The sequence below is a fragment of the Halorussus ruber genome (assembly GCF_004765785.1).
Lineage (GTDB): Archaea > Halobacteriota > Halobacteria > Halobacteriales > Haladaptataceae > Halorussus > Halorussus ruber.
On the sequence record NZ_SBIT01000010.1, the window covers coordinates 120,872 to 134,894 of the forward strand.

Sequence of the window (14,023 nt, forward strand, 5' to 3'; positions counted from 1 at the left end):
TCGTGTTCATGCGAGTAACTGGTTTCCTTCTCGTATTTAATGTCTCGTAATAAGATAGGTTCGCTGTCTGTTCGCTCGTCGCTCCGAAGCGAGGAAGTACGCGACCGACTCGGGGCTACGCCACGCGGCCCGTCACCAGCAGGTACGCCACGGCGAACTGCACCGCGTTGTACGTCCCGTGGATGAAGGCCGGGACGAGCAGGTTGTCGGTGTACTCGTAGATACCGCCCAGAACGAGCGCGAGGCCGAACACGATGACGACGTAGGTCAACTTCCCGGAACCGGAGAGCGAGAACACGTGGACGACCGCGAAGAGACTGCTCGCAAGCACTATCGCCCGGACTTTGCCGAACCTTTCCACGAACATGCCTTGGATGAGACCCCGATAGAGCAACTCCTCGCCGGGACCGATGAGGAGGTACGACAGCGGGACCAACAGGAGGAACACCTCCGGCGATTGCTTTCCGAACTCCGCTATCTGATTCGTGGCGGTCTGGACGCCCAGTAGCGACGAGACGAACCGCGCCGTCGCCAAGAGACCGAACAGACTGACGATGCCGCCAACGGTGAGTAGGGCGTCTCGCGCGGTCGGTATTCGGACGCGCAGGAATCCGACGCCGCGGTCGCTCTGTCGCAGGTACAGGAGCGCGAGACCACCGAAGGTGACGCCTTGCAGGAAGACGACGCCGAGCGCGACTTGAATCGCCACGTTCGACATCACTGCAACTCCGACCGACTGGAGGCCCAGCGCGGCCAGGAAGACGACGATTTGCCCGACGCCGAAGGTACCGATAGCGAGCGCCGACCCGAGCAGGAAGACCCGGAGTCGCTGTGAGTGTTCTGTCATGGTGTGGAATGCATTCTAGAGGTCCGGATTCGCACCGACAGTATCCCCGAGTTATTATCCTAGATATTTAAATACGACGAGGAGACCCGATTAGCCGGGCGCTCCGACCCGCGTCGGCCCGACTCCGGTCCTGTCCGCGACTCCCGGCCTGTCTGCGATTCCCGGCCTGTCTGCGATTCCCACCCTGTCTGTAACCCTCCTCCTATCTGCGACTCCCGTCCGGTCAGCGGTTGCGCTTCGCCACGAGTCCAATCGCGTCGAAGAGCGTGTGAACGACGGCGACGACGGGGAGCGAGCGCGTCCAGAGGTAGAGTACCGTCAGGACGACAGCGAGTCCGCCGATTTGGGCGGTCGAAATCCAGCGTCCCGAGCGCCGATGGTGTGCGAGAGTGAACGCGACTGCGGAGAGGAGGCCCGCGAGTGGGAGGTTGTTCGTGAACCGGAGCAACGTCTCGATAGCGTACCCGCGAAACGAGATTTCTTCGGTCACGCCAGCGGTGACCGCGACGAACAGGATGCCCGTGAGTCCGCCGTCCGACGTGGATTGGCCCGAACTCGACTGTCGTCGTCCGCCGACGGACAATCGGCCCGACGCGACGCTGGCGACCACCACTTGCAGGAGGACGTTCACGCAGACGAGCGCCGCCACTCCCGCGACGACGTAGCCGAGGAACTCGACCGGCGGGTAGAGTCGCCACCCGATGCGTTCGGGCGGCAGGTCCGCGGCGAAGACGACGCCGAGGAGTAGCCCCGTGGGAATCCACTTCCAGACCGCGTTCGTCTCGCTACCGCGGAGTCCCGTCGCCCGACTGCACAGCGCGACAGACGCGCGGATGCCGACGAGACTGACGACGAGTCCGGCGAGCAAGAGTCCGTCCTGTGGGTGCAGGTTCATCCGTAGCGTGCGTTTCGACCGGGGAGACGGCTAAAGAATTTTCTACTCTCGAACTCTTATAACTAAGGTATAAGTAAATACAAAAATATATAAATATTGAAGAAATATACTGAACTGCCCCGCTCCAACGGGGTAGGTACTACCATGGGACTTTGGCTAACTGGCACCGACCAAGACGGCAGAGTGCAGGCATTCATCCTCAGCGCAGGCGACGACGAAGACGAGACGGCTCCTGAGGAAGTCAAGCACCAGCTCCGATAGCGCCTCGGAGGAGACTCCAATATTTGTCCATGTCTGGGATGGCCGCTGTTTTCAGTGAGACGGGCAGCGTCTCGGCCGAAGAGCTTCGGGCGACGATGGCCCCCATCGAGTACCGCGGGAGGGACGCCAGCGGCGTCGTCCACACCGACCGGGTCGGTCTCGGTCACCAGACGCTGTACACGACCCCCGAACAGCGAGGCGAGTCCCAGCCGATTTCGATAAGCGACGTTTATCTCACGTTCGACGGCAGAGTTGACAATCGTGACCAACTCCTCGCGTCTGACGCCCTCCGGCGACGCCCGGTAGACGAGACGACTTCGGACGCCCGACTCGTCGCCCACTCGTATCTGGCGTGGGGGGCCGACTTCGTGAAGCGACTCGTCGGTGCGTTCTCGTTCGCTCTCTGGGACGCTTCCGAGATGCGATTTCTCTGCGCGCGCGACCCGACCGGCATCCGGAGTCTCTACTACGCCGAGACAGACGACCGACTGGTCGTCGGGTCGGAACTCACGAGCGTCGTCTCACATCCGGCGGTCTCCCGGTCGATAAACCGCGGTGCCGTCGCGGAGTTTCTCGTCGACGACATGCGGTCCCGGACCGAGACGTTCTACGAGGAGGTACGCCGACTCGAACACGGGTCGCTCTTGCTCGTCGAGGACGGGCAGGTGGACGTCGAGACGTACTGGGAGGTAGACGACACGCCGGACTACCGGGACTGGTCCGACGAGCGACTCGCCGACGAACTGCGGCGGCGACTCCGGCAGGCGGTCTCGGCCCGACTGCGCTCTCGACACGCCCCGGCGTTCGCCGCGAGCGGTGGCTTGGACTCGACCGCGCTCGTCGCCGTCTCCGAGCAGGCGGTCGAGACTTCGTCCGACCAGCAACGGCACCTCTTCTCGCACGTCTTCGACGACCCCGACGAGAGCGTCTTGCGGGCCGAGCGAGACCGAATCGAGACGATGGCCGACGCGGACGGTCGCCGACTCCACGCCATCGAGTGCGACCGATACTGGCCGCTGAAGGACCTCGACCCGTATCTGGACGCGCTCGAAGACGGTCCGGTAGTGAACTCGTTGCAGTACGTGAACGAACAACTCTACGAGCGGGCGGCAGACTGCGGATTCGACGCCATCTTGCACGGCGGCGGTGGGAACATCTTCGACGGCAACCGGTTCTCCTACGTGGACAACCTGCGGTATCTCGACGTGAGACAGTTTCTACGGGACCTGAAAGCCGACCCGATGTCCACCTCGTCGCTGCTCCAGTGGTACGTCGTCCTGCCGTCGATGCCCGAGGTCGCAACGACGCTGCTCCGCCACTACTGGGGCGAAGACGTCAACGAGGTACCCGACTGGCTGACCGACCGGTTCGCGGCCGAGGTGGGGTTAGACGACCGACTCTCGCAGGACAGGCCCGCGACGGACCTGACTCGCCAGTCGATGCAGTTGACCCACGACCTGTTCTTCCGCCCGGGAAAGCAGTACCTGCTGGACGTCGAGCGTCGCCTCGCGCTCCGGTCGGGCGTCGAGGTGCGCTATCCCTACCGCGACGCTCGGGTCGTGGAGTTCGTCTTCTCGCTCCCGCCGGGCTATCGAACCACCGAAGGGCAGGTCAAGTACCTGTTCAAGGAGGCGATGGACGGCCGACTGCCCGACGCGATTCTCGACCAGTCGGAGTCGGCGAGTTTCGACCCGCTCGTGGCGAAGGGCCTGAAACGCGAGGAGCGCGAGACGGTGGCGGCGATACTCGACGACTCGGCGCTCGTGGCCCAGGGAATCGTCGACGAAGACGGGTTGGAGGACGTCCGGAACGCGTACGTCTCCGGCGACGAACCGTATCCGAACCAGTTGTGGCGGGTCCTCAGCGCCGAACTGTGGCTGACAGCGGTCGTCGGCGAGGAGACGGACAGAACCGTCAGTCCGGAGTCGCCAACAGTCACGTGACAGGGCTGTAGACTGAACGACGACGAGACGGGGGACACGCCTGAGTTCGAGACCGAACCGAGATACCCGCCCGACATATTATACGACAAGTTAGATATAAAAAATTAATTATGAAGGGAAAATACAATTCACCGGAGGTGAACAAGACGTGATTCTTCCCCCATGTACGCCGTACACGTGGTGTCCCTTCTAACGGGTGACCCGGCCGCGAGAACGAACTGACAACCAACGCAGCATCTCTTTCTGGACGGCGAGTCGGGTGGCCACTCGCGTCGTTGTTCTGGACGAGCGTACCGCGCGTCTCGACCGGTTCCGAGGGCGTCGAGACAGTGTCGTCGTCCATAGTGGTCTCTACAGTCTCGGTCGGAGTGGTCGCTTCGATTTCGTCGGAGGAGGTAGTGCAACCAGCTACGAGGCTACTGGCGAACAGCGCACTCGTCGTGAGGAGCGTTCGGCGGAACACGGGGCAGACACACGTTTAAATTGTAATTTCACGACAGAATGGTTCTGTTGAGCAACCGATGTGACTCTCCGTTCGGACTCGGCCCTCTGGAATCGGTCTGCTGACCCTGACGGCGAGTGTCCGACGGAACACGCGTCCCCCAAAAGAGACGGACCGTAGCGTTTCGCCTCCGGCTACGGCGTATTCGACATCGAACCGGAGGCGTCGATGTTCAACATGTACTCCATCGGCAAGATGTCGAGTCTCTCGAACTTTCGAACGAGGACTTTGAGCGACTGCGAGCGTTCGTTTCGCTCCATGCTGGCGTAGGACTCTCGTCCCTTGACGACCGCCAGCGTCGCTGCGATGAAGAGCTTGAACGCCTCCTCGATGTCGTCGTCGGTGTGCGTGTAGACGCCGAGTCCGTCGCTACAGATATTTCGGAGTTCCTTCTGGGACGCGTCTCCGATACCGGCGATAGCGAAGTAACACCGGTTTCGCGGCGTAAAACCGGTTTCCCGAATCACTTGCCGGACGTCTTCGAGGTCGGCTTCGCTCTCGTTCTCCTTCCCGTCGGTGAACGTCAGGAGGAGAGCGGGCATCCTCGACCGGCGGCCCTTTGCCTGCGCGTGTTTGAGGGTGAGGACCGACTTGATGATGGAGTCGTAGAGCGCGGTTCCGCCGCCGGACGACAGGGATTCGATGTCCGTCGTTACCTCGTTGGCCCGTTTTCGGGGCGTCCCCACATCGTAGGAGTTATCGAAGTGGGACACGGCACCGAAGTGCCGCCCTTCCTTGTGAAGCTTCTCGACGAACGACGTCGAGTTCTCCTTGACCAGTTTCATCTTGCTGCTGCCTGACGAGCCGAAGAGCCATCCACACATTGTTGTTGAGGTGTCGCGTTTGAAGCCGCCGCGACGGGCGGGGTATCGGTTACAGTCGGTTCCGCCGCTTGGCCTTCTTGAAATCCCTCACGACCGTCTTCATCACGTGGCGGCGATCTCCGTGTCGTCGTGACAGCGCATCCCGAAACACCTTCTTCATGCTTCGAGACGAGTACATTTTGTTCGCCGCGAGGAGCGTCTTTATCGCGAACTTCGTACACCGCCGACGAGAGGCTCGCGGGTGGTCACGCTGGCACGTCACCGCCAGATTCGCCGTCGCCTGTTTGAGAATTTTCTCTTCCATCCCTGAGACTCCTGAGGTGTTCCGCTTGACCGGCTTTCGCGCCGCGCTGGACGAATCGTCTGCTGTCTTCGCAAGTAGCGTACTCGCGAGCGTGACGGTCCCCGGCGGTAACCCGGTTATCGTCCCTAGCACCTCCTCGGACACGCCCTCCAGAACGGTGTCCAACATATCCAGTACTTGGTAACCAATCGCACTTAATACTAGGATAGGTTATATATGAAATAGTCTGGCATGGTGTTAGTGACGATATCTCTCACTTCGGGTACGAGACAAAAATGTGCGGCGAACCCCTGCGGACCTACGTCTCCCGCTTCACCCGCTCCACCGTCGCGGCCTCGTCGTTGCGCAAGTCCGCGAGGAACTCGAACAACTCGTCGAAGTCGTTCATTCCCTCTTGGGCCATGTACTGGACGTACTGGTGCTTGCGCTGGAACTCGGCTTCGACCTCCGCGACGGTCCGGTCGGTCCGCTCGGCCAATCGGTCGAAGAACCGGAACCGAATGTTTTCATTTCCTTCACCCAACTCTGAATTGCCGTAAGCAACGTGGAAATTTCCTTTCGTATCTCGCCACGCGATCGTGTTCCAGTAGACGGTCGTCTCGTCCTTCTCGACCTCGCCACAGCGCGCCCTCGCAGTATCCAGTTCGGCGTACTCCGATTCGGTCAGCAGTTCCACGACTTCGCCGACGTAGCGGTCGCCCTCGACCTTCCGGGGGAAGACAACGAGGTCCAACTCCCGGAGGAGGTACGGCGGCAGGCCCTGCTCGACCACGCGATTGACCAGTTTCTCCACGTCCTCGGCGTGGGTGGTGCCGATGATGCCGTGGCCGGTGTTCAGACTCTCGGCGAAGGTCTGGAAACTCGCGGGCGTGTTGATTTCGGCGATGACCTCCACGTCGGGGTTCAGATAGTTGCACTCGGTCATGAGGTCCGCCATCGTCACGCGCTTGTAGTCGCTCTCGTGGTCCCGCGTCGTCAGCGAGACGCCCGTCTCGTGGGGAAGTCTGACCTCGCGGGACCCCTCGTCTATCGAAATCGGCCGGTCGCGGTAGGGGATAAACGGCATGTGCGAATTCATCAGCGTCGTCTTCCCGGCCCCGGTTTGCCCGGAGAACAGCACGACGCCGTGATGCTCGTACACCTGCCAGAGGAGCGTCACGATTTCCGTCGAGAGGCTCCCCGAATCCAGCAAGTCCACGGGCGTCATCGCCTCGGGGGCCTGCTTGCGGATGGAGATGTGCGGGCCGTCCTCGCTGATGACCCCGAGCGCGACGGCGGCCCGAATCGTGACCTCCTCGGGGACGCCCTCCGGCTGGAGGTTCACCTTCGCGCTCGGGTTCGAGGCGTTCAGCTCGGTGCCGTCCGACGCCGCCATCTGCGTGACGACGTTGGCGAACTCGGATTCGTCCTCGAATCGGAGATTCGTGGGGGCGCGCTCCCCGTGGCCGATTTCCCGGCCCCGCGGCACGACTTTGATGCGCTCGCCGACTCGGTTCGCCTCGATGTCCTCGAGCAGGTCGTCCCGAATCGGCACCGTCAGCTTGCCGTGCCCGACGAAATCGCGCATCACGTAGTAGACCAAGTCCGAGAGCCGGTCGGTCGAGAACCGGTGGTCCACGGGCGGCACCGCCAGGTCGTACTCCGCCAGCGCGGTCCGGACCCGGTACCGCGCGGCGTCGAGCCACGCCCGGGTGTTGCGCGCCGTCAATCGCCGCGAGAGGAAGGTCCGGGCGCGCTCGCGGACGAATCCGGCCCGGTCCTCGACCACGCCGTCCACGTTGGTCTCCCAGATTCTGTCTTTGCACTCCTGAATTAGCTCCTCGTCGCCCGGCAGGAGGTCCGGCTCCTGCACGGCGTACTTCGTCGTGAACGAGTCGTTGGCCAGCAGATGCTCGCGGTAGACGACGACCGGCACCTGAAACTCGCGGAAATCGACGGTGTGGGTCTCGACGCGCTCGCTGGCGAATCGCTCCAGAAAGTCGGCGTCGGCGGGGAGACTCGTGTCGGCGGGGGCGTAGTCGTCGGTGTGGACCACTAACTTCTGGCCCGCCGTGTCGGCCACCTCGATGTCGCCGTCGAGCGCGAGCGGCGTCAACTCGCCGAGACACCGCAGGTTCCGGAGCGCGTAGTACTCGACGCGCCGCCGGGCCTCGGGCGGCAGGTCGGTCAGCCGGTCCACGATGCGCCGATACTTCGGGTCGAACCCGGCGGTCATGCGCTCGTCGGCCCCCTCGCGGGTCAGCGGCCGGGCGAGGTTGGCGTCCGAGAAGTGATTTTCGACGCGGGCCAGCGCCGCCTCGCCAGCGGGCGACAGCGATGGCTCTCGGATGCGGTAGTCGAACTCCTCGCCGGTCTCGGCGAGGGTGGCGACCACGCCGGGGTGGAGTTCGTACTGCGCTCGGACCTCCGGCGCGTACCACGCCTCGGGGTCGTCGGGCGGTTTCGGCGACGGGACGTGGCCGGACGGGGGAGTGTCGGCGTCCGAGTCGGACGCCGACGTGACGGGTTCCATACTCACCGTTGGTCCCCTACCTTAATTTAAAGTTTGAGTTTCGACTATCAGAAATCGAAAGCGGCGGTCGAAAGCGTCGTTCTCACCGAACAGCGACCGCGGAAGGCGCTACTACCAAAATCTCGCGGAGGAGTATAAGAAAACCGAAGGGAAGTTTGAAGCGAAACACGTTGAAATAGGGACATGGCCGCTATCCAGACCGAAGGCCTCACGAAGCGGTTCGGCGACGAGGTCGTCGCGGTCGAGGACCTCGACCTGACCGTCCACGAGGGCGAGGTGTTCGGCTACCTCGGACCCAACGGCGCGGGCAAGTCCACGACCATCAACGTCCTGCTGGACTACCTAAGACCGACCGAGGGGACCGCGAGGGTCCTCGGACACGACGCCCAAGACGAGACTCAGCGGATTCACGAGCGAATCGGGATTCTGCCCGAGGGCTTCGACCTCTACGACCGACTCACCGGGCGCAAGCACGTCCAGTTCGCGGTCGATTCGAAGGAGACCGACGACGACCCGGCCGAGATTTTAGACCGGGTCGGCCTCTCGCCGGAGGCCGCAGACCGGAAGGCAGGCGGGTACTCTACCGGGATGGCTCAGCGCCTCGCGCTCGGGATGGCACTCGTCGGCGACCCGGATCTGCTGATTCTGGACGAACCCTCGTCGGGACTCGACCCCAACGGCGCGCGCCAGATGCGTCAACTCGTCCGCGACGAGGCGAGTCGCGGCACGACCGTCTTCTTCTCCAGTCACATTTTGGGGCAGGTCGAGGCGGTCTGCGACCGGGTGGGAATCATGAGCGAGGGCCGCCTCGTCGCCGAGGACACAATCGAGGGCCTGCGCGAGTCGATGGGGTCCGGTTCGACGCTGGAGTTGCGCGTCGACCGAGTGCCCGAGAATCTCACCCTCGACGGCATCGAGGCAGTCAGCGACGTGACGGCGGGCGGCGACGTGATTCGAGTGACGGTCACCGACCCGACAGTCAAATCGCAGGTCATCAATCGCGTCGAGGAGCAGGGCGCGGTCGTCACCGACATCTCGACTCAGCAGGCCTCGCTGGAGGACCTGTTCGCGGCCTACACCACCGAGGAGGTCACCGCATGAGCTGGCTGGTCGTCGCGCGCAAGGACTTCGAGGACGCGGTGCGCTCGCGGATGCTCTGGGTCATCACCGCGGTGTTCCTGATTTTCACCGCGGGCGCGGTCTACGTCCGGAAGGCGGTCCTCGGCGGCACGCCGGGTCTCCCCGACGCCACGCAGTTCCTGACCGCGCCCTCGGGCCTCATCATCCCGCTGACGGCGCTCGTGGTCGCGTATCTCGCCATCGCCGGGGAGCGCGAGTCGGGGAGCATCAAGATTCTGCTCGGCCTGCCCCACACCCGCTGGGACGTGGTGTTCGGCAAGTTGGTCGGGCGCACGCTGGTCGTGACCGCGGGCATCCTCGTGGCGTTCGCTGGCGCGGCCCTCACCCTCCTCGCGCTGTTCGGCGAACTCCCGATCGTGGACTTCCTCCTGCTGACGCTCGTGACGGTGTTGTTCGGCCTGACCTTCGTCGGCATCGCCATCGGCGCGTCGGCGTTCACCGCGACTCGCTCGCGGGCCATGGCGCTGGCCATCGGCGCGTTCTTCCTGTTTCAGGTCATCTGGGACTTCGTCCCGCTCGGGGTCTACTACCTCGTGGAGGGGAGTCTGCCGGGGCCGACGACTGCCCAACTCCCGGCGTGGTACTACCTCGTGCAGGTCCTGAATCCCAAAAACGCCTACTCGCAGGGCGCGGACATCGTCTTCTCGGGTGCCGGTCCCGTCGTCCCGGCGGAGATGCTGGTCGGGTCGTCGGTGCCGTTCTACGTCCAGAACTGGTTCGGCCTCGTAATTTTGGTGGTCTGGCTGGTCGTGCCGGTTGCGCTCGGTTACTGGCGATTCGAGCGGGCCGACATCGGGTGAGGCGAGCGGTTTCTCTCGACAACAGCGGATTTCCGCAAGCGCCAACTATTACCCCACTTAGTGAAATCGCGTATCCATGAGCCATCTTCGCAACGTCAGTGCTTCCGCGGGAGGACCTCGACCGTGAGCAACGACGCCGCTGAGAAAACCCACCGAATCCGCGTCGGCGCGGACGTCGGCGGCACCTTCACCGACGTCGTACTCCTGACCGAGGAGGACCGCCTCGTCACCGCGAAGGTCCCCTCGACCGACGACCAGAGCGAGGGCGTCCTCGACGGCATCCGAAAGGCCTGCGAGAAGGCCGACGTCGACCCTCGAGACGTCGACGCCTTCTCCCACGCGATGACGGTCTCCACGAACGCGCTCCTCGAAGAAGACGGCGCGAGGACCGCGCTCGTGACGACCGAGGGGTTTTGCGACGTGCTGGAAATCGGCCGACAGGACCGGCCTTCGCTCTACGACCTGAACGCCGAGAAGCCGGACCCCCTCGTCCCTCGGCGCAGGCGCTTCGAGGTCGAGGAGCGCGCGACGCCGGACGGAATCGAGACTCCTCCCGACCCGGATTCGGTCCGCGAAATCGCGGGTCGAATCCGCGAAACCGAGGCCGAGAGCGTGGCCGTCTCGCTGTTGCACGCCTACGCCGACCCCGGAAACGAGGAGACCGTCGCCGAGATTCTGCGCGAGGAGTTGGACGCGCCCGTCTCGGCGTCCCACGAGGTGCTGGCCGCCTTCCGAGAGTACGAGCGCTCCTCCACGACTGCGGTGGACGCCTACGTGACGCCGAAAATCGACGCCTATCTGGGCCGACTCGTCGAGCGCGCCGAGGAGGCCGGAGTTCCGGCCCCGCTCGTCATGCAGTCGAACGGCGGCATCGCCGACGCTGGAACGGTCCGCGAACACGCCGTCACGACCTGTCTCTCGGGTCCCGCGGCGGGCGTGGTCGGTGCGGATGCCACGGCCGAATCGGCGACCGACGCCGCTGGCCTCGTCACCTTCGACATGGGCGGGACCTCCAGCGACGTGAGTCTCGTCCGAGACGGCGAGGTCGAGCGCACCACCGAGGCCGAAATCGGCGGGCGGCCGGTCGGCACGCCGATGGTGGACGTGACGACGGTCGGCGCGGGCGGCGGGAGCCTCGCCTACGTCGATTCGGGCGGCGCGCTCCGCGTCGGTCCCGAGTCGGCGGGCGCGAATCCCGGCCCGGCGTGCTACGGGAAGGGCGGTTCCGAACCCACCGTGACAGACGCGAACGTCGTGCTGGGCTACCTCGGCGGCGACACGGCCTTGGGCGGCGAACTCTCGCTGGACGCCGAGGCGGCCCGCGAGGCCCTCGCGGACCTCGCCGACGAGGCCGACCTGTCGGGACCAGTCGAGGCCGCCCGCGGGGTCTACAGGGTAGCCAACGCCAGCATGACCAGGGCGGTCAGGGCCGTGACGGTCGAGCGCGGCCACGACCCCCGGAACTTCGCGCTGGCGGCGTTCGGCGGCGCGGGACCGATGCACGCCGCCGCGCTGGCCGACCGCCTCGACGTGGGCCGGGTCGTGATTCCCCGCGCCTGCGGCGTCCTCTCGGCGTTCGGCCTGCTGGCGGCCGACGAGACCCGCGACGCGGTTCGGACCTATCGCTCCTCGCTCGACGCGGCAGATTCCGCGGACATCGAATCGGTCCTCGCCGAGTTGGCCGACGAGGCGAAGGCGGACCTCCGGAATCCAGACGCCGCATCGGTCACTCGGCACGCCGACCTCCGGTACTCGGGCCAGAGCTTCGAGCTACCGGTCGAGGTCGGCGAGTCGTTCGACCCCCGAGCCGTCGCCGAGCGGTTCCACGCGGCCCACGAGACGGCCCACGGCTACCGGATGGACGAGGCGGTCGAACTCGTCGGTCTCCGGGCGCGGGCGACCATCGAGCGCGAGACGCCCGACGTGGCCTACAGCGCCGAGGGCGACCCCCGAGTCGGCTCGCGCGAGGCCAACTTCGGCGAGGAGGTCCGCGAGACGCCGGTCTACCGCCGGGAGGCGCTCCCGGCGGGCGAGGAGGTCGCGGGACCGGCCGTCTGCGAGCAGGCCGACAGCACGGTGGTTGTCCCGCCGGAGTGGCGGGCCGAGGTGCAGGCCGACGGGACGCTGGTGCTGAAACAGGAGGGCGAGAGATGACCGACACCACCGACGACGCCGACATCGACTCCGTCGAACTCGAAATCCTCCGGAATCAACTGGAGAGCGTGGCCGAGGAGATGGGCCAAGTCCTGATTCGGGGCGCGTATTCGCCGAACATCAAGGAGCGCCAGGACTGCTCGACCGCGCTGTTCGACGCCGAGGGCCGGATGATTGCGCAGGCCGAACACATCCCGGTCCACCTCGGCGCGATGCCCGAAGCGGTCGCGGCGGTCCGGGAGTTGGACCCCGAGCCCGGCGACACGTTCGTCGTCAACGACCCCTTCGAGGGCGGGACCCACCTGCCGGACGTGACGCTGGTCTCGCCGCTCGCGCCCGACGAGGCCGATGCAGAAATCGTCGGCTACGCGGTCTCTCGCGCCCACCACGCCGACGTCGGCGGGATGAGTCCGGGGAGCATGCCAGCGGGAGCGCGCGAGATTTATCAGGAGGGCCTGCGCCTGCCGCCGGTCCGCCTCGCGGCGGGCGGCGAGGTCTGCGAGGACGTGCTGGCGCTCCTGCTGGCGAACGTCCGGACGCCCGACGAGCGCCGGGCGGACCTCCGCGCCCAGATGGCGGCCAACGACCGCGCCGAGGAGCGCGTCGGCGAACTGCTGGCCGACCACGGCGACCGCCTGCTTTCGGCGTTCGACGCGGTCGTGGACTACTCTCGGGAACGAATGGAGTCGGAACTGGCCGCCCTGCCCGACGGCGAGTACCGCGCTCAGGACGTGCTGGAGGGCGACGGAGTCACTGACGACGACATCCCGATTTCGGTCGCGGTCGAGATAGACGGCTCGTCGCTCTCGGTCGATTTCGCGGGCACCGCCGACCAACTGGCGGGCAACCTCAACGCGCCGCTGTCGGTGGCCAAGAGCGCGGTCTACTTCGCGGTCCGGTGCGCGACCGACCCCGAGATTCCGCCGAATCAGGGTTGCTACGCGCCAATTTCTGTCAGCGCGCCCGAGGGGTGCCTGCTGAATCCCGCGCCGCCCGCCGCGGTCGTCGGCGGCAACGTCGAGACCAGCCAGCGCGTGACCGACGCGGTGTTCCGGGCGCTGGCGGAGGCCGCACCCGACCGCGTCCCCGCCGAGGGGCAGGGGACGATGAACAACCTCATCGTCGGAAGCCGAGCGGGAGGATTCACCTACTACGAGACCATCGGCGGCGGGTTCGGTGCGAGAGCGGCGAAGGACGGCATGGACGGCGTGCAGGTCGGGATGACCAACACGCTGAACACGCCGGTCGAGGCCCTCGAAGCCGAGTACCCCCTTCGGGTCGAACGCTACGCGCTCCGGCCCGACAGCGGCGGCGCGGGCGAGTTCCGCGGCGGCCTCGGACTGGAGCGCGCGGTCACGGTTCAGGAGGACGCCACGGTGTCGCTCCTCACCGAGCGCCGCCGTCACGCGCCGCAGGGCCGCGAGGGCGGACAAGCGGGCGCGCTCGGCCAGAACCGCATCGACGGCGAGCGCGTCGGCGCGAAGACGACCGAGGAGGTCGAGGCCGGAACCACCGTCACGGTGCTGACGCCCGGCGGCGGCGGGTACGGCGATTCGCGCGACAGGGACGGCGAGGCCCGCGAGCGCGACCGGGAGGACGGGAAATAAGCAATACGTAGTGGGTTTCTAACCCACCTGTTGATCGGTTATATTTCAGTTAGAGGCCACTAATCCTTTAACAACCGGAACACAAGACGCAAATAAGAGAATAACGAGAATGGGAATAAGGATAAAAAAAGCGGTTATCTGAAGACCTTCCGAGAAAGGTACACTAATTCCCGATGCAGAGAATTGCAACAGTTTAGGAATTTTCGCGGAAACTCGATCAGGATTAGAAAAGAA

The 14,023-nt window shown here is 65.0% G+C and carries 10 protein-coding genes; 5 read left to right on the top strand and 5 right to left on the bottom strand.

Annotated features, from left to right (window positions below; translation table 11 throughout):
- Positions 1-115: 115 nt before the first annotated feature.
- Together EPL01_RS16885 and EPL01_RS16890 are read right to left on the bottom strand one after the other, a co-directional pair.
- Positions 116-847 carry a CPBP family intramembrane glutamic endopeptidase gene (locus EPL01_RS16885; RefSeq protein ID WP_135826455.1) on the bottom strand — a complete coding sequence of 244 codons (732 nt, stop codon included), beginning with the start codon at positions 845-847 and terminating at the stop codon, positions 116-118.
- Positions 848-1,070: 223 nt separating this feature from the next.
- Positions 1,071-1,742 carry a CPBP family intramembrane glutamic endopeptidase gene (locus tag EPL01_RS16890; protein WP_135826456.1) on the bottom strand — a complete coding sequence of 224 codons (672 nt, stop codon included), beginning with the start codon at positions 1,740-1,742 and terminating at the stop codon, positions 1,071-1,073.
- A 290-nt stretch (positions 1,743-2,032) separates the two neighbouring features.
- Here EPL01_RS16890 and EPL01_RS16895 point away from each other — a divergent pair, with 290 nt between their 5' ends.
- Complete coding sequence (locus EPL01_RS16895) at positions 2,033-3,946, top strand: asparagine synthetase B family protein (RefSeq protein ID WP_135826457.1); 1,914 nt, start codon at positions 2,033-2,035, stop codon at positions 3,944-3,946.
- 636 nt (positions 3,947-4,582) lie between these two features.
- Here the strand turns inward: EPL01_RS16895 and EPL01_RS16900 are convergent.
- From EPL01_RS16900 to EPL01_RS16910, 3 genes are all read right to left on the bottom strand, one after another.
- Positions 4,583-5,272, bottom strand: a complete 690-nt coding sequence (locus EPL01_RS16900; protein WP_135826458.1) for a vWA domain-containing protein — start codon at positions 5,270-5,272, stop codon at positions 4,583-4,585.
- Positions 5,273-5,321: 49 nt separating this feature from the next.
- Positions 5,322-5,744, bottom strand: a complete 423-nt coding sequence (locus tag EPL01_RS16905; RefSeq protein ID WP_135826459.1) for a hypothetical protein — start codon at positions 5,742-5,744, stop codon at positions 5,322-5,324.
- Between the two features lie 130 nt (positions 5,745-5,874).
- Positions 5,875-8,088, bottom strand: a complete 2,214-nt coding sequence (locus EPL01_RS16910) for a type II/IV secretion system ATPase subunit (protein WP_135826460.1) — start codon at positions 8,086-8,088, stop codon at positions 5,875-5,877.
- 183 nt (positions 8,089-8,271) lie between these two features.
- On the opposite strand from EPL01_RS16910, the gene EPL01_RS16915 reads away from it, so the two are divergent.
- From EPL01_RS16915 to EPL01_RS16930, 4 genes are all read left to right on the top strand, one after another.
- Positions 8,272-9,189, top strand: coding sequence for an ABC transporter ATP-binding protein (locus tag EPL01_RS16915; protein WP_135826461.1), 918 nt, complete (start codon positions 8,272-8,274; stop codon positions 9,187-9,189).
- Complete coding sequence (locus EPL01_RS16920) at positions 9,186-10,028, top strand: ABC transporter permease subunit (protein WP_135826462.1); 843 nt, start codon at positions 9,186-9,188, stop codon at positions 10,026-10,028. The genes EPL01_RS16915 and EPL01_RS16920 overlap by 4 nt, the downstream gene beginning before the upstream one ends.
- Before the next feature lie 123 nt (positions 10,029-10,151).
- Complete coding sequence (locus EPL01_RS16925) at positions 10,152-12,182, top strand: hydantoinase/oxoprolinase family protein (protein ID WP_246045730.1); 2,031 nt, start codon at positions 10,152-10,154, stop codon at positions 12,180-12,182.
- Entirely contained in the window at positions 12,179-13,789 is a 1,611-nt protein-coding gene (locus EPL01_RS16930) for a hydantoinase B/oxoprolinase family protein (RefSeq protein ID WP_135826463.1), read from the top strand. Before EPL01_RS16925 ends, EPL01_RS16930 begins: the two co-directional genes overlap by 4 nt.
- Positions 13,790-14,023: the final 234 nt, after the last annotated feature.